The 16,262-nt window shown below is 69.9% G+C and carries 14 protein-coding genes; 8 read left to right on the top strand and 6 right to left on the bottom strand.

Features of this window, described 5'->3' with window-relative positions; genetic code table 11:
- The first annotated feature begins 148 nt into the window (after positions 1 to 148).
- Entirely contained in the window at positions 149 to 928 is a 780-nt protein-coding gene (locus GWK61_RS42800) for a hypothetical protein (protein ID WP_194917815.1), read from the top strand.
- A 128-nt stretch (positions 929 to 1,056) separates the two neighbouring features.
- Positions 1,057 to 1,929 carry an alpha/beta fold hydrolase gene (locus GWK61_RS42795; protein ID WP_194917813.1) on the top strand — a complete coding sequence of 291 codons (873 nt, stop codon included), beginning with the start codon at positions 1,057 to 1,059 and terminating at the stop codon, positions 1,927 to 1,929.
- A 49-nt stretch (positions 1,930 to 1,978) separates the two neighbouring features.
- Here the strand turns inward: GWK61_RS42795 and GWK61_RS42790 are convergent, their stop codons facing one another.
- Complete coding sequence (locus GWK61_RS42790; protein WP_194917811.1) at positions 1,979 to 2,275, bottom strand: methyltransferase domain-containing protein; 297 nt, start codon at positions 2,273 to 2,275, stop codon at positions 1,979 to 1,981.
- Positions 2,276 to 2,301: 26 nt separating this feature from the next.
- Positions 2,302 to 3,279: a GlxA family transcriptional regulator gene (locus tag GWK61_RS42785; RefSeq protein ID WP_194917809.1), complete on the bottom strand. Its 978-nt coding sequence runs from the start codon at positions 3,277 to 3,279 to the stop codon at positions 2,302 to 2,304.
- Between the two features lie 70 nt (positions 3,280 to 3,349).
- On the opposite strand from GWK61_RS42785, the gene GWK61_RS42780 reads away from it, so the two are divergent.
- From GWK61_RS42780 to GWK61_RS42770, 3 genes are all read left to right on the top strand, one after another.
- Positions 3,350 to 4,594 carry an MFS transporter gene (locus GWK61_RS42780; protein ID WP_323748015.1) on the top strand — a complete coding sequence of 415 codons (1,245 nt, stop codon included), beginning with the start codon at positions 3,350 to 3,352 and terminating at the stop codon, positions 4,592 to 4,594.
- Between the two features lie 138 nt (positions 4,595 to 4,732).
- Positions 4,733 to 5,701 (top strand): NADP-dependent oxidoreductase, encoded by a 969-nt coding sequence (locus GWK61_RS42775; RefSeq protein ID WP_194917807.1) that lies wholly within the window; start codon positions 4,733 to 4,735, stop codon positions 5,699 to 5,701.
- A 54-nt stretch (positions 5,702 to 5,755) separates the two neighbouring features.
- Positions 5,756 to 6,076 carry an NIPSNAP family protein gene (locus GWK61_RS42770; protein WP_194917805.1) on the top strand — a complete coding sequence of 107 codons (321 nt, stop codon included), beginning with the start codon at positions 5,756 to 5,758 and terminating at the stop codon, positions 6,074 to 6,076.
- A 314-nt stretch (positions 6,077 to 6,390) separates the two neighbouring features.
- On the opposite strand, the gene GWK61_RS60125 is transcribed toward GWK61_RS42770, so the two are convergent.
- Complete coding sequence (locus GWK61_RS60125; RefSeq protein WP_194917803.1) at positions 6,391 to 7,386, bottom strand: DUF5937 family protein; 996 nt, start codon at positions 7,384 to 7,386, stop codon at positions 6,391 to 6,393.
- Between the two features lie 87 nt (positions 7,387 to 7,473).
- Between GWK61_RS60125 and GWK61_RS42760 the strand changes: the two genes are divergently transcribed.
- A complete protein-coding gene (locus GWK61_RS42760; RefSeq protein WP_194917801.1) occupies positions 7,474 to 8,793 on the top strand; it encodes an MFS transporter in 1,320 nt (439 codons plus the stop codon).
- Here the strand turns inward: GWK61_RS42760 and GWK61_RS42755 are convergent.
- The 3 genes from GWK61_RS42755 to GWK61_RS60120 all read right to left on the bottom strand — a co-directional run bounded on the left by GWK61_RS42755 (position 8,747) and on the right by GWK61_RS60120 (position 13,332).
- On the bottom strand, positions 8,747 to 10,765 hold the full coding sequence (locus GWK61_RS42755) for an ABC transporter ATP-binding protein (RefSeq protein WP_194917799.1): 2,019 nt from the start codon (positions 10,763 to 10,765) through the stop codon (positions 8,747 to 8,749). The two genes, GWK61_RS42760 and GWK61_RS42755, sit on opposite strands and share 47 nt — an antisense overlap.
- Positions 10,766 to 10,977: 212 nt before the next feature.
- Positions 10,978 to 11,409 (bottom strand): hypothetical protein, encoded by a 432-nt coding sequence (locus GWK61_RS42750; protein WP_194917797.1) that lies wholly within the window; start codon positions 11,407 to 11,409, stop codon positions 10,978 to 10,980.
- 12 nt (positions 11,410 to 11,421) lie between these two features.
- Positions 11,422 to 13,332: an RHS repeat-associated core domain-containing protein gene (locus GWK61_RS60120; RefSeq protein ID WP_194917795.1), complete on the bottom strand. Its 1,911-nt coding sequence runs from the start codon at positions 13,330 to 13,332 to the stop codon at positions 11,422 to 11,424.
- Between GWK61_RS60120 and GWK61_RS42740 the strand changes: the two genes are divergently transcribed.
- Together GWK61_RS42740 and GWK61_RS42735 are read left to right on the top strand one after the other, a co-directional pair.
- Positions 13,301 to 13,684, top strand: a complete 384-nt coding sequence (locus GWK61_RS42740; RefSeq protein WP_194917793.1) for a hypothetical protein — start codon at positions 13,301 to 13,303, stop codon at positions 13,682 to 13,684. The two genes, GWK61_RS60120 and GWK61_RS42740, sit on opposite strands and share 32 nt — an antisense overlap.
- 263 nt (positions 13,685 to 13,947) lie before the next feature.
- Positions 13,948 to 16,068, top strand: coding sequence for a choice-of-anchor P family protein (locus tag GWK61_RS42735; protein ID WP_194917792.1), 2,121 nt, complete (start codon positions 13,948 to 13,950; stop codon positions 16,066 to 16,068).
- Positions 16,069 to 16,262 lie beyond the last annotated feature (194 nt).

Below are 16,262 nucleotides of genomic sequence, written 5' to 3'. Positions count from 1 at the left end.
TCGTCCAGGAACGGCCGGATCCTAGCGAACCGCGACGCGATCTCATCCTCAGTCAGCACCCTGCGGGCCTATCACAAACCGGCAGGGGATCTCTCGGACACCACCGCGTAGTTCTCACGCGAGCCCTAACCCTGTCACCGGCGACGCCTTGGACACGACGTTCAACGGGGAGGTCGACTTCCACGGCGTCGGGGCCGTTGCGAGTGGCGTTCCGCAGGGCGGAGTGATCGCCGCCGGCAAGCCGGTGACGATGAGCTTCACCGTTCACAACTCGTCGCAGGGCATTGAGTCGTACTTCCTGGACCCGCGGCTGGACCAGTACGTCACGATGCCGCTGGCCTCGACGACGCCGTCGGTGAACCTGACGCTGCCGTTGTCGTCGGTCACGTCGGTGCCGCAGTGGATCGTGCCGACGCGGACGAGTCAGGTCTCGATCGCGGCCACGTCGACGGCGCCGGTCCAGTTCGATTCGTCGCCGTTCAACGGCGAGCCGGACGTCGGGTCCACGGCCGTGGGCAACAACGCGTTCGCGAGCTACCAGGCCCCGCAGCTCGGCGGGAGCATCACGCAGGGGGACTGGGACGTCGTGCCGCAGCCGAGTGGGGCGTTCGGCGGCACGAGCGGTACCGGGAACTCGACCGCGACGGTGTCGATGACGGCGGTGAGCCAGGCGTTCAACGTCGATGCGGTGTCGAACACCGGGGACCTGTGGCAGCTCGGGGTGAACCCGAACGCCGCGTTCACGCCGGTGGTCGTGCAGCCGGGCGGCGAGGCCACGTTGACGCTGACGGTGACGCCGAGTCAGGCGGCGGGGAGTGCGGTGTCGGGCGTGGTGTACCTCGACGACTCAACGGCGCTGAGCAACAACGGTCCTGCGCCGACCGGCGATGAGCTGGCCGCTTTCCCGTACCACTACACGGTTCAGTAGCGCTGGATCCTCTGGATACCGCTGCGCTCCCGGCTTTGGCCGGGGGCGCAGCGGTTCCTGTCTTCGGGGCTCGCTGGGGGCCCGGATATTCGATTCCGCCGCCCGGATTCTGAGGTATTTTCCTCAGCATGAACAATCTTCGCCTCGCCGACGGTCGGATCCTGGAATACCTGGTCGCGGGCCCTGAGGACGGGACGCCGCTGGTCTTCCACCACGGCACGCCCTTCGCGGCGATCGTGTTCGATCCGCTCGTCGAGGCCGCGGCCCGGCACGGTCTGCGGACCGTCGTCTACAGCCGCCCCGGGTACGCCGGCTCGTCGCCCCAGCCCGGCCGGACGGTCGCCTCGGCGGCCGAGGACACCGCCGCGCTGCTGGCCGAGCTGGGCGCCGAGCGGTTCGTGACCGTCGGCTGGTCCGGCGGTGGCCCGCACGCCCTGGCGTGCGCCGCCCTGCTGCCGGGGCGCTGCGTGGCGGCCGCGACGCTGGCCGGCGTCGCGCCGTTCCTCGCCGAGGGCTTGGACTGGCTGGACGGGATGGGTGCGGAGAACATCGAGGAGTTCGCCGCGGCCACCGCCGGCGCGGAGCCGCTGACGGCCTACCTGAGCGAGCAGGCGGCGGCTATGGCGCACGTGCAGGGGAACCAGGTCGCGGCGGCGCTCGGCGACCTGATCACCGACGTCGACCGCAAGGTCCTGACCGACGCCTTCGCGGAGTACGCGGCCGCGGCGTTCCGCACGTCGGTCTCCGAAGGCGTCGCCGGCTGGCGCGACGACGACCTGGCGTTCATCACGGACTGGGGCTTCGACCTGGCGGCCATCCAGACCCCGGTCGCCGTCTGGCAAGGCGCCGAGGACCGCATGGTCCCCTTCGCCCACGGCCGCTGGCTCGCGAGCCACGTCTCCGGCGCCACCGAGCACCTGCGGCCGGCGGAGGGGCACCTTTCGCTGGTGCTTGACCGGTTCGGGGACGTCGCGGGGGAGCTTGCTGCGCGGTTGGGGTGACGCTGGGCGTTGATGTGGGCGGGCGGTGGCGCGGCGGCGCTCGCGAGCGTCAGCCGCTTGCGCTGCCCGCGTCGGCGGCCCTCAGCACGGCGAGCCACTCGTGGCATTCGGTCAGGCGGTCGCTGATATCGATGCCGAGGACCTGGAAGCCTTTCCGCGCCGCGACGGCCGCTGTGCTTCCGTAGCCGCAGCCGAGCTCAAGCATGGTCGTGGGCTCGGCCGCCGGTTCGATCCCGCATGCTGCCCGTACCTGCGCCACGCGTTCGTGGTCCCGCTCCGTGACGCCCGATTCCGCGGGCCCCCACCAGCGCCCGGTCGTCGAGTAGAAGTCCCTGGACCAGTCCATTCCTGGGCGTGTGCCAGGGGACTGAATCATCCGGCATCCCCATTTGCGCCCGCGACCGCGCGGCTGAAAGCCCGGCGGTACGCGGTCGGCGTCGTGTTCAATGCACGCCGGAAGTGCAGGCGCAGGTTGGCGGCCGAGCCCAGGCCGCAGTCGTGTGCGACCAGGTCGATGGGGTGGTCGGTGGTCTCCAGGAGTTCGCGGGCCAGGCTGAGGCGTGCGCCCACGAGCCACTGCAGCGGCGTCGTGCCCGTCTCCTCGACGAAGCGGCGCAGGAACGAGCGTTCGGACATGGCGGCGTGGCCCGCGAGGCGCGCGACGCTCAGTGGCTCCTCAAGGTGCTCCAGCGCCCACGCTCGGGTGTCGGCCAGGCCCGTGTCGCCGGCGTCCGCGACGGGAGCGGGCACGTACTGCGCCTGGCCGCCCTCGCGGTGCGGAGCGGCGACCATACGGCGCGCGATCTCGTTGGCCACGCCGGCTCCCAGATCCCGGCGCACGATGTGCAGGCAGAGGTCGATGCCGCAGCACACCCCGGCCGAGGTGAGGATGTCGCCCTCGTCCACGTAGAGCACGTCGCGCTCCACGTGCACGGCCGGGTAGCGCTCCTCCAGCTCATCAGTGTGCTGCCAGTGCGTGGTGGCGTGGAGCCCGTCCAGGAGGCCGACCTCGGCCAGGGCGAACGCGCCGGTGCAGATCGACACCACCCGACTGCCCCGGTCGCGTGCCGAGGCCAGCGCCTCGGCCACCGCCGGAGGCAACGGCTCGCGGGGCGTCCCGGGCTCCGGGTCGAAGCCCGGGACGATCACCGTGTCGGCCGCGTCCAGCACCTCCAGCCCGCCGGCGACCGTCACCGCGAGGCCGCCGGCCCCGGAGACCGAACCGGTCGGCCCGCAGACCGAGACCTGATAGGCGTTCTGCGCGCGTGAGCCGAAGACCTGGAGCGGGATGGCCAGGTCGAGCGGGGCCATCCCGTCCAGCGCCAGCACAGCCACTCGATGGAACACCATGGCGGTATTCTAACGAAGATAGGCACTTCTGCCACTCGTGACGATCTGCCGAGGTCAGCAAGCTAGAAGCGTGACCTCTTCCGTCGAACAGCGCGCCCAAAGCACCACCCGAACCGGCGCCAGAACTCCCACCGCAAGCTCCGCACACCGTCCCGGCCCCGGCACCCTGATCCTGCTGGCCTCGATCGTCGTCTCGTTCCTCGCCGCCTCCAGCGCGCCGACCCCGCTCTACGCGACCTATGCGGCGGAATGGCACTTCTCGCCGATCACCACGACCATCGTCTTCGGCATCTACGCGATCGCCGTCCTCCTGTCCCTCCTGATCGCCGGACGTCTGTCCGACCACATCGGCCGCCGCCCCGTCCTGCTGGCCGCGCTGGCGCTGCAAATCGCCGCAGCGCTTGTGCTCACCACGGCCGGAGGCGTGGAAACGCTGCTACTCGGCCGTGTCCTCCAAGGCATCGCCACCGGCGGCGCCATCGGCGCGCTGGGAGCGGCGATGCTCGACGTCGACCGCGGACGCGGCACGCTCGCCAACGCCGCCGCGCCCGGCATCGGCACCGGAGTCGGCGCGCTGCTGTCCGGATGGCTCGTCCAGTACGCGCCCGCGCCGGCGCACCTGGTGTACCTGATACTCATCGCCGTGTTCGTCGTCCAGGGCGTCGCGGTGGTCCGGATGCCGGAGACGGTGAGCCGCAAGCCTGGCGCACGTGCGGCGCTCCGCCCGGAACTGGCCGTACCCGCCGGCCTGCGCGGTCCCGTGCTTGCAGCGGCGCCGATCCTGTTCGCAGTCTGGGCGCTGGCCGGTTTCTACGGATCGCTCGGCCCGGCGCTCGCCCGGCACCTGTCCGGCTCGACCTCGACGGTCGTGGCGGGCCTCGGTCTCTTCCTGCTGGCGGTGACCGGGTCGTTGTCCGCCCTCGTCCTCGACCGCACCCCGCCACGGCGAGTCATGGTGCTGGGCATCGTCGTCCTCGCGGCCTCGGCGGTGGCGACGCTGGTCGCGATCAGCAGTGGATCGACGCTCGGCTTCTTCGGCAGCACGCTGGTCGCAGGCCTCGGATTCGGCGCTGGTTTCCAGGGCGGCATCCGCACGGTCGTCCTGCGCGCGGCGCCGCATGAGCGATCCGGCGTGCTGTCCGTCCTCTACATCATCTGCTACTTCGGCATGGCAGTACCTTCAGTCGTCGCGGGGGTGCTGGTCGTCCACGGCGGCGGACTCATCGACACCGCCCGTGGCTACGCCGTGTTCGTTCTCATGCTCTCGGCGGCGGCGCTGGCCGGATTGCTGATGACGGACAAGACAGCCTCCTGAACATCCTCCTCACCTGGTCGGTTTCCAAAAGGAAGCTGTGGACCTTGCGGGTAACTACATCTGCGGAGATAGCTTCGTTCCTGGTCGGTGAAACACCGGAACGACCCTTTCCCAGGCATGCACGCAAGGAGATGACCCATGTCCGAAACGACGATGCGCGCGATCGTCCAGGACGAGTTCGGCGGCCCCGAAGTCCTGAAGCTCGTCCGGATCCCCAAGCCCGAGCCGCTGCCGACCGAGGTGCTGGTGCGGGTCCACGCCGCCGGCATCAACCCCGTGGACTGGAAGACCCGCGCGGGCAGCGGCATGGCCGGGGTGCTCGGCGCGCCTCCGTTCGTCCTCGGATGGGACGTCTCCGGCGTGGTCGAGGCCGTCGGCTTCGGCGTGACGACGCTGGAGGTCGGCGACGAGGTGTACGGCATGCCGTGGTTCCCGCGCGCGGCCAACGGCTACAGCGAGTACGTCACCGCGCCGGCCCGGCAGTTCGCGTGCAAGCCGGAGACCGCGACACACGAGCAGGCCGCCGCCGTGCCGCTGGCCGCGCTGACCGCGTGGCAGGCGCTGGTGGACACCGCGAAGGTGCAGGCCGGGCAGCGCGTGCTCGTGCACGCCGCGGCCGGCGGGGTCGGGCACTTCGCCGTCCAGTTCGCCAAGCACGCCGGCGCGCACGTCGTCGCCACCGCCAGCGGCGGCCGCCACGAGTGGCTGCGGCAGATCGGCGCCGACGAGGTGATCGACTACACCGCGGTCCGCTTCGAGGACGTCGTTCAGGACCTGGACGTCGTCATCGACCTGGTCGGCGACGGTCACGACAAGACCTCGCTGCGCTCGCTCCAGACGCTGCGTCCCGGCGGGCTGCTCGTGGCCATCCCGGGCGGTGTCTCGCCGGAGCTCGCCGAAGCTGCCGCCGAGCGCGGGGTGCGCGTCACGCCGTTCCTGGTCGAGCCGGACGGCCCGGCGCTGGCCACGATCGCCGGGCTCGTCGACGCCGGCCACGTCGCGATCGAGGTCGAGGCGGTCTTCCCGCTGGAGCAGGCCGTCGAGGCCCATGCGCAGGGCGAGGCGGGCCGCACCCGGGGCAAGCTCGTGCTTCGTGTCGCCGACTGAACCAGATATCAGAAGCCAGAAATCAGAACGCGAACACCCGACAGGAGAACCCTGATGTTCTACGAGATCCGCCGCTACCAGATCCAGCCCGGTCGCCGCGAGGAGTGGGTGCGCTACATGGAGGACGTGATCATCCCCTTCCAGCAGTCGAAGGGCATGGACGTCACCGCCTCCTTCATCGACGAGGAGGACGCCGACGGCTACGTCTGGATCCGGCGCTTCGAGGACGAGGCCGAGCGGGAAACGCTCTATGCGGCCGTCTACGAAAGCGATGGGTGGAAGGACGACATCGGCCCGGCGGTCAACAAGCTGCTGATCGCCGAGAAGACCGCCGTCACGCGCGTCGTTCCGACCCCCGCCTCGCCTCTGAGATGAGGTCCAAGGCCGACTGGGCACGCGCTTCTACCTCGGCTCGACAGCGCCGGGGAAACGCTGGGGGAGTGCGGGCATCAGCCTGCCGCACAGCTGGGTGCCGAAGTTCGATGAGACTTCGGCTCGGTAGCGCCAGAAAAGCGCCGGGGGAGGGCGGGCATCAACCTGCCGCAAAACTGGGTGCCGAGTCCCGCGCTTGGACCTCGGTTCGACAGCGCCGGGCGAGCACCGGAGCGCGGGCATCAGCCTGGCCATCGAGGTCTGCCGCACAGCCCGCGCGCCGGGGGAGTGCCTAGCATCGGCCTGCTGACCGGCGCTCAGCCGTTCGCCGCGCCGACCAAGGCGTCCCCGACCGCGGTCCGCGCGTACAGCACCACCCGGCCGTCGCGGGCCCGCTGCACGAGTCCGGCGCGTCGCAGTACCGCCAGGTGGTCGCCGACGGCGCCGGTCGTCATTGCCAGCGAGCGGGCCAGGTGCGTGGTTCCGGCCGGGCTCTCCAGGGCGGCGAGGATGAGCGCGCGGCTGCGGCCCACGAGGTCCGTCAGGGCGCCGGGGGCCTGGGATTCGGGGGTCTGCCAGAGTGCTGCGATGCCCCGGGCCGGGTAGATCAGGGTCTTGGGCCAGTCGCCGGAGGTGTGGGCGGCGGCGTGCGGCCAGATGTAGGCCGAGGGCACCAGCAGCAGGCCCTTCCCGTCCAGCGGGATCACCTGCCGCTCGGCCGAGATGCCGGACACCTCGATGCCGTCGTCGTGCCAGCTCAGGGCGGTATGCAGGTCCGCGATGGCCGCACTCCACCCGGCACGGCCCAGGACGCCCGCGCGGTGCACCACGTCCCGCTCGCAGATCGCCCGGAGTTGCAGCCAGTCCGGGGCCACCAGCACGCGCCAGGCCCGGTCCAGCGCCTCGGCCAGGCGCGCGACCACGTCGGGGGCGTCGAGCAGCGCGCGCATCCGCGGATCGACAACAGGGGCCGTCGCGGGCTGTGCGGCCAGGCAGTACGCGATCTCGGCGCGGGCCAGCGCCAGCGGCGTCGCCCGGATCACGGCGAGGTCGTCCTCCCAGGTCTGGGCCAGCCCGGCTGGCGGCGGCGCGACGAAGTCCGCGCCGATCCGCTCGGACTGCAGGGCCAGCACCATGTCGAGGTCGGTCTCGCGGCGAAGACTCTCGAAGGCCGACCGCAGCCAGGACGCCGACGACGCCGGCAGCCTTCTGCCGCCGGCGAGTAGCCGCAGCAGGGAGTCGAGTTCGAACGCCGGGGAGATGGCGAAGCGGCTGTGGAGCAGGTCCTCGGTGCCGACCTCGAAGCGGATCACGCGACCAGGATACGTCTCCGGCGTGGGTGTTTACGTCCAGGGACGAATCTCTCGCTCTGTGGCGCGCAGCCGGGCCAGTCTGCCGACATGGAAGCCGCCAGCGCTACAGCAACAGCAACAGCAACAGCAACAGCAACAGCAACAGCCACCGTCGCCACGAACCCCGCGACGCACCGCACCACCTACCGCGAAGTCCTGTCCCAGCCACAGTTCCGGCTGCTCTTCTCGACTCGCGTGCTGGGCATCAGCGCCGAAACGCTCCGCATCACGACCCTGTCCGTCCTGATCTTCCGAGCCTCGCACTCCCCGCTACTCAGCGCGCTGGCCTTCGGCGTCGGCTTCCTCCCGCAGCTCCCGGGCTCGATGCTGCTCGGCGCCCTGGCCGACCGGCTCCGCCCCCGGCCGCTGCTCACCGTCGGATTCCTGCTCCAGTGCGCCGCAGCGGCGGTCCTCGGGTTGGTGCGGATGCCGACGTCGGCATCGCTCGGGGTCGTCGCCGCGGTCGCCGTCCTGACGCCGGTGTTCGGCGGCGCGACCAGCCGGCTCGCCTCCGATCTGCTGACCGGCGACACCTACGTCCTGGGCCGCTCGTTGATGAACATGGCGTCCTCCGGAGCGCAGCTGGTCGCCCTGGCCGTCGGCGGCGCGGTCATCGCGGCGTTGGGAACCGGCCAGGCGCTGGTGGTGGCCGCGATGCTGAACGCCGGTTGCGCGGCGGCCATCTGGCTGCGCCTGCCCGACCTGCCGGCGCCCGGCAGCTCGCCCAGCAGCCCGCCCGGCGCGGTGCTCTCGGCCAGCTGGTCCGGCGCCGGACGCCTGATGCGCGACCGAACCGTGCGCCGGCTGTCGCTGGCGCAGTGGCTCCCGTGCGGCTTCGTCGCCGGAGCCGAGAGCCTGGTCGTGTCCTACGCGGGCCAGCGAGGCTTCACGGTCGGCACCTACGGCCTCCTGATGGCGTGCGGTCCCACCGGAATGCTGCTCGGCGACCTCATCGTCGGACGCCTGCTGCGCCCGAGCGTGCGCGAGGCGCTGGTCGTGCCGCTCGTCGCCCTGATGGGACTGCCGCTGCTGGGCCTCGCCGCCGATCCGTCCGCGGTTGTCTGTGCTCTGCTTCTCCTAGCTTCGACAACAGGGTTCTCCTACGCGATCGGCCTGCAACGGCCCTTCCTGGAAGCGCTGCCGGCCGGTAATCAGGGCCAGGCTTTCGGGCTGCTGAGCTCCGGACTCATGACGCTGCAAGGGCTAGGACCGGTGCTGGTCGGCGCGGTCGCCAGCCTGGCCGGCACCGGTCGGGCCATGGCTGTCGCCGGGGGAGCGACGGTGCTCACTGCGGGGTGGATGGCCAGCTGGCGCAGCCCTTCTAGTCGACTGCTTCGGCCCTTTCAACCTGCCCGGCGCGGCTCGTGAAAGAGTTCTGCTGGAGCAGGTAGCTGTCGCGATACCAGCCGCCGGCCGGGTCGGCCATGAGCTCGGCGTGCGTGCCGTGCGCGGAGATGCGGCCGTGTTCCAGCACGTAGATGTGGTCGGCGCAAGCCTGGACCGCGTTCAGGCGGTGCGTGACCATGACGATCGTGCCGCCGTAAGAACGGAGCCTGTTGTAGAAGTCGATCTCGGCCGCGGCGTCGAGGTTGGAGGTCGGTTCGTCGGCGATGACCAGGACGCCTTGGCGGTAGAAGCCGCGCGCGAGGTTGATGCGCTGGTGCTGGCCGCCGGAGACGTTCGTGCCCCAGGACAGGGAGCGGTCCATCAGGGTGGCGTAGCCGTTGGGCAGGGCACTGATGAACTCGTGGGCGCCGGAGGCCTCGGCCGCGGACTCGATGGCGGCCTGGTCGTCGGCGCGGGTCCAGTCGCCGACGCGGATGTTCTCCCGCGCCGTGAAGGGGAAGCGCGCGCCGTCCTGGCCGATGTAGGCGATGCGCTGGCGGAGCTGGTGCGGGTCCATCTCCGCGGTGTCCAGACCGTCCCAGCGGATCGTGCCGGCGTCGGGAAGGTAGCCGCGGCCCAGCAGCTTGGCCAGCGTGGTCTTGGCCGCGCCGTTCTCCCCGACCAGGGCCACGACCTGGCCTCGGGCGATGGTGAGCGAGGCGTTGCTCAGCGCCGGTTTCTCGGCTCCCTCGTAGCTGAAGGTGACGTCCTCGACGGTGATGGTCTTGAAGTCCTCGGGGACCGCGACGGCGCCGGGGTCGGGCAGGAGCGCTTCGGCCTTCTTGCAGAACTTCACGTAGCCGTCGAAGTACAGGCCCTCGGCGAACAGGGAGTTCACGCTCGTGATCATCTGCATCAGGGAGGCCTGGGCCCGGCCGATGGCGATGACGGCGGTGCCGCCGGCGGCCAGCGGGATCTCGCTCTTCCACAGCAGCAGCCCCAGCACCGTGTACACCGCGGCGACCGCGATGCCCGCGACGGTGTCGCCCAGGATCTGGGACATCGTCTCGGCACGTTGTAGCGCGATGTTCTCCGCCAGGATCCGCCGGGAGATGTGCCGGTAGCGGCCGGTCAGGTACGGCGACATGCTCAGCGCGCGGACCTCGGCGGCCTGGCTGATGGACTGGCCGATGTACGCGATCTGGTTGACGCGGCGGCGTCCCTCGGACTGCCGGACGAACACCTTGTAGTCCATGCGCGCCACCCGGACCGCGGCCCACCAGCGCGGCACGATCGTGACCAGGATCAGCGGCAGCAGCAGCGGGTTCACGAACGCGACCACCAGGATCGCCGACCCGACGGTGGCCAGCGCCGCCAGGATCCGCACCGTGGCCTGGAGCATGAAGTGCGGGGACACCGCGCCGCGCTCGGCGGCGTTCTCCTCGTCGAACCAGCCCGCCTGGTCGAAGGCGACGAGCTCCACGCCGGTGCACAGCTCCTGGATCCGCGCCAGCGCCGCAGCGTCCATCGCCGGGCTCAGCTGCGACTGCATCAGAGAGCTGATGTTGGAGGCGAGCGCCGTGGCGGCGGTGAACGCGGCGATGAGGATCAGCGACGGCAGCGCCGCGGCGATCCGATCCGGCGTCGGACGACCGGTGAACAACGCCGCCAGCACCCCGGTGGTCGCCAGCAGCCCCAAGGCCTGGAACAGCCCGGAGAACGCCTGCAGCACCACCAACGTGACGACGCGCCACCGCGACACCTCGGCCGCGGTGCGCAGCGTCAGCCGCAACAGCTCCGGCATCCGGCGCGCGTTGCTCCAGAAGCTGGCTGCCGCGACCTCGGCGTAGCCGCGGGTCCAGGTCGCGACGTAGGGGTCGGCGGCGAGGTCGTCGACCTCGTGGTGCGGGACCGCGTCGGGGGAGAACAGGGCTTTGATACGGCCGAGGCGCGAGGTGGGTTGGGCTTCGGACGGGGTGGCGTCGGTGGCGACTTCTTCTGCTGCGATCGACATGGCGGCTCCGGGCGCACGTGGATGAAGGCAGACTCTAACGGTGACTACTGACGGAGCGTGATGGCGTGGGCACCGCGCGATCGACCCGCGTCCTGCCGACCAGGCAGAACGCGGGTCGAGGTCACGGCAGCGCGCCGAGGCGCGCGATCAGAGCACTGAGGTACGCGCGGCGCGTCGGCTCGGCACCCGCGCCGTCACCGCCGTCACCGCCGTCACCGGCGGCGCCATTCTCGGGCGCCGGCTTTGCGGATCAGATCTTCCGCGGCATCCGAAACGAGCAATGGGTGAAGTCTTTTGACGAATTCGACCTGGATCTCCAGTGAACGCTTCATGTTCGATACCGTATTGGCGCTGTCTTTGACTTGTTCGGCCGGCCCAAGGCCGGCGGCGTGCACCAGACTTTTCAGTCCGACCGTCAGGCGGGATGCCTCCAGTTCGAAGGCGATCCGGGTCTCGACCGAATGGCTGTGCGGGTCGTGGACGATCTCGTATTTCAGGTCCCCTATGGAGAACAAGACACTGGGAAGGACGACGTCGCTTTCCTCGGGTCCCTCCAGGCCGAACTCCTCGGCCACTCCGGCGAAGGCCTGTGCAGCCTGACCGGGGAACTCCTTCACCACGGAGCCAGATGCCCGCTTGCTCATTTGCCCGCCTCCTCAAGGTCGGACCCTGACGACTACCCAATAGTCGTCGACCGGAACCCATCCGTAGCCGTTGTCCTTCAGATATTTCAGTTCGCGCTGATAGACGTTGCCCTTTTCGTAGAGGGGAGTGTTCGGATCGGTCACCAATCGCACTTCCTTGCCGGCGGCCAAAGCGTCGTCGATGTATCGCTTGTTCCGCGTCCAGTTCCATGATCCGACTCCGGCGGTTCCCTTCTTCGCGGTTCCTTGGAAGTTGAGGAAGTCCGCGTCGAAGGTTCCCGGAGGTGCGGCGGCGATGTAGTCCTTGATGTCCTGGTACTTACCCAGTAGCGCGATAGGCGGACCGGATCCGGCCGTGGGAGCCGTGAACCACGAACTGGCGGCGCCACCGGTCGTGGACGTCGTCGCACTGCTGTCGGCCGCAGTTGCGTCGATGGCCGCCGCGTCGCGTTCCCAGCCAGTCAGACCACTGATGCCGTCGATGGCTATCTGCCCGGCGAGCTGGTCACCCGCCGCGCTGTACAGGTCGGCGAGCTGCGGGCAGCCTTCCTGTCGGAGCAGGTCGGCGATGTGGTAGAGCCGGTAGGCGGGGCGGACCGGGACGTAGGTGTCGAAGAAGTTGCCCGGGTCGGTCAGGTAGGTGGGGGCGTCGACGGCGTAGGCGTAGGCGGAGACGTAGGGGCCACCGGTGGTCGGGGAGTGTGGGTCGCGGCTGGCGAAGCGGCCGGTGGACGGGTCCATGGTGCGGGCCCGCATGTCGATTTTGCCGGCGAGGGTCGGGTCGGTGAGGGTGCCGGTGTAGCCGAAGGGCTGGACCGGTGCGGTGCTGGTCAGGGTATTGACAGTCTGCGTGCCGAAGGCGTCGTAGGTGTCGGTGTATTGGTCGACGCCGGTGGAGGACAGCAGGTCGGTGACCGAGCCGAGGTAGTCGTGGGTGTCGTAGAAGGCGCCGGCGGCGGTGCGCTCGGAGGCGATGGTGCCGAGCGGGTCGTAGTGGTAGTCCCCGATGAGGGTTGCGCCGGTGCCGGTGGTGGTGGCCAGTTGCGGGAGCGGGTTGTTGGGGTCCCACGTCTGGGTGCGGGTGGTGGTGCCGCCGGTGGCGGTGGTGACGCGGTTTCCGGCGGCGTCATAGGTGAAGGCGTATGCGGTGCCGCCGCTGGTGGCGCCGGACATCTGGTCGGCGGCGTTGTAGGTGGAGGCGGTGGTTCCGGCGGCGGTCTGGTTGCCGTCGGCGTCGTAGGTGTATGCGGTGATCGTCGATCCGGTGGGGCAGCCGGTGGTCGCCGACGGTGTGATGCAGGCGCTGGTCAGGCAGCCGGCCGGGTCGTAGCCGTAGGTGGTGGTGGCGCCGCCGTCGGGCGCGGTGACGCCGGTCAGCCTGCTGCCCGCGTCGTAGCCGAACGAGGTGACGGCGCCCATCGGGTCGGTCGTCGAGGTCTGACGGCTGTCGCCGTCGAACACCGTCGACTGCACGCCGCCGAGCGGGGCGGTGACGGTGGTGGGGTTCCCGGCGGCGTCGTAGCCGTAGCCGGTGGTGTAGGCGGCCGGGCTGCCGCCGGTGCCGGTGCCGCGTGGGTCGATGGATGAGGCTATCCGGCCGTCGGCGTCGTAGGTCCACTTGATGGTTTCGCCGGCTGCGGTGGTCTGCGAGATCCGGTCGCCGTCCGCGTCGTAGGCGGAGGTGGTGGTGTTGCCGTCGCGGTCGACGCTGGTGAGGACGTGGCCGAGGGCGTCGTAGGTGGCGGTGGCGGCGTGGCCGAGGGGATCGGTGGTGGAGGTGATTTCGCCGGTGGCGTCGTAGCCGGTGGCGGTGACCAGGTTGAGCGGGTCGGTGACGGTGGTGCGGTTGCCGTTGGCGTCGTAGCCGAAGGCGATGGTGTAGGCGGCGGCGTTGGCGGCGGTGACGTTGCCGTGGGGTGTCACGGTGGTGATTGCGCGGTTGGCTTTGTTGAAGGTGGGCCTGTTCTCACAGCAGGAACGGCAAATCCTCTGTCATCGTGTCCAGGTCTTCCGCAGGTTCGCGGTCACCGAAGCCGTCCGTCGGACATCCGGCGGCGGCGAGCGCGAACCCGGCCGCGAGATCCGCAGGATCGAGGCACTCGCCGACATGGCCCGATCGCCGCCGCTGGTTCTTCGCATCAGTGTCGTCGCTCGTGGTGCCCTTCGCGCTCCCGTGTGTTCCGCTACCTCCGTATGGCTCGTGCGTCGCTTGCCAAACGTCTGTCGGGATGTTGGCGAGGTCCTGCTGCGGCGCCGTCGCCAGTGGCTCCCCTGAGGAAACCACCTGGCCAGAGGACGAATCTGTTCCGAAAGTGATTTCGTACTCTGATATAAGCGGGAATCAGCATGATGATTCGCTCTAAGTGCGTGACCTGTGCCGATACCCGGTTTCCTGTCTCGCAGCTTCACTCTTCCCGGTGATAGTGGGCGGCGGTGGGCGCTGCGAGGATGCCCGCGGGTGGACCCGTCGATCCGCCCGTCCGTTCGAGCCAGGGGGTACCGAAAGTGATACGAGACCGCTTACGCCGCGCTGTCGGCGTGTTCGCCGTCTGGTGGCATCGCCCACGCAGGAAGTCCTTCACCGCGCTGGCTGCGGGTATCGCCATGGCCATGGTCGCCGCCGTGGTGTCGGTCGGCGCCGTGCCCGCGGCGGCCGCCGTCAATCCTCCACCGCCGTTCCACGAGTGCCCGGCTGTCGGGAACGCGACCGGTTGCGCGGTGCTGTTGGTGTTCCAGTCCGACGGCACCGTCTCCGTGCTCAGCGACCCGAACAGTGGAAACCCCTATGACGGGGCGGACGACACCGAAGTCGGGGTGCTCAACGAGGCCGGAGTCGCGATTCCGAACGTCACCCTGAACTCCGGCGCCGACATCTTCGGATTCGACGGGGACGGGATCTGCTCCGGCGGGTTCTCGGGCACCCCGGCGGGCTGTCCGTTCGACACCACCAAATACGGCGGACCCGGAATCAGCTACTCCGGCATCAACGCCGCCAAGACCGCCGGCGTGGTGAACTTCGCCGCGTCCTGCACCGGAAACACCGCCTCGACCTGTAGCCCGTCGGCCGGCTTGAACGACGGGGCCAGCGCGTTCTTCTCGTTGGAGGCGAACGTGACCGGCGCCTCGATCATCATCCCGAAGGCCAGCCCGGTGATCTCCTCGACCACCCCGTCCCCGGCCACCACGGTCGGCGGCGCGATCTCGGACTCCGCCGCGCTGGCCAACGGCCGGGTTCCCACCGGGACGCTCACCTTCAAGCTCTACGGCCCCGGCGACACCAGCTGTCAGAACGCCATCAGCACCCTGACCACAGCGGTCAACGGCAACGGCACCTACCCCTCCGGCACCGTCGGCACCTCCGCTCCAGGCACCTACAGCTGGACCGTGTCCTATGGCGGCGACGCCAACAACAACCCCGCGCCCACCACGGCGTGCGGCAGCGAGACGGTCACGGTGTCCAAAGCCGGCCCGTCCCTGGCGACGACGCCGTCCGCCTCTGTTCCGGTCGGCGGCACCGTCTCTGACACCGGCGTGTTGTCCGGCGGCTTCAACCCCGCCGGTACTCTCACGTTCAAGTTGTACGCCCCTGGCGACACCAGCTGCCAGAGTGCCATCAGTACCCTGACGGCCACGGTGGCGGGAAGCGGGTCCTACAGCTCGGGCACCGTGCCGGTCACCGCTCCGGGCCTGTACAACTGGGTGGCCGCCTACAGCGGCGACGCCAACAACAACGGCGCCACAAGCGCGTGCGGCAGCGAGACGGTCACGGTGTCCAAGGCCAGCCCGTCCCTGGCGACGACGCCGTCCGCCTCCGTTCCGGTCGGCGGCACCGTCTCTGACACCGGCGTGTTGTCCGGCGGTTACAACCCCACCGGTACTCTCACGTTCAAGCTGTACGCCCCCGGCGACACCAGCTGCCAGAGTGCCATCAGTACCCTGACGGCCACGGTGGCGGGAAGCGGGTCCTATAGCTCGGGTACCGTGCCGGTCACCGCTCCGGGCCTGTACAACTGGGTGGCCGCCTACAGCGGCGACGCCAACAACAACGGCGCCACAAGCGCGTGCGGCAGCGAGACGGTCAAGGTGACGCCGCAGGTTCTGACCGGGCGCGCCTACGGCCTCACCGCCAGCGCCTCTGCCCTGGGCCTGCAGCTGCTCACGATCGCCCCGACGCCGGACACCGGCTCGGTCAGCACCACTACCGCTGAGACCGTCGCTCCGCCATGCGTGGTGAGCCTTTCCGGCCTGATCAACTCCGGCACGCTGTGCGCGTCGGTGACAACCTCGCTCAGCCCGTCCAAGTCCGCGGTCCAGGCCTCGGTCGACAACACCTCGATCGGACTGCCCGGCGTGCCCGTGATCACGATCGGCGCGGTCCAGTCCCAGTCCACGAGCACGTGCCAGGCTGCCAACGGCAGCACCACCATCGCCTATCTGAGCGTCGGCGGCGTGGTGGTGATCTCCAAGCCGACCGCGGTGGCCCCGAACACGAAGATCAGCGTCGCGGGCGTCAACCTGATCCTCAACGAGCAACTCGCCAGCCCCGGCACGCTCACCGTCAACGCGGTCCACGTCAACATCAACGCGCTCGGCCTGAACCTGGTCACCGCGAACGTGGTCCTGGCATCCTCTACCAGCGACATCCACAACTGCCCATGACCCGCATCGGAAACTGAGCGCTGCTCAGTCTCCGATCCGGGCCCGCACCCCAACCAGCGTCCCGCCGGCGACCACCGCTGGCGGGACCCGCGTGAACGCCCGTCGGGCCAAAATCCGACGCATCACCCGCACCGCCTACGGCTTCACGAACCCCGAAGCCCTCATCGCCCTCGCCCTCCCACGCCTAACCGCAC

The organism is Catenulispora rubra (genome assembly GCF_015356825.1).
Taxonomy (GTDB): domain Bacteria; phylum Actinomycetota; class Actinomycetes; order Streptomycetales; family Catenulisporaceae; genus Catenulispora; species Catenulispora rubra.
This window is presented reverse-complemented; position numbering and strand designations above follow the sequence as displayed.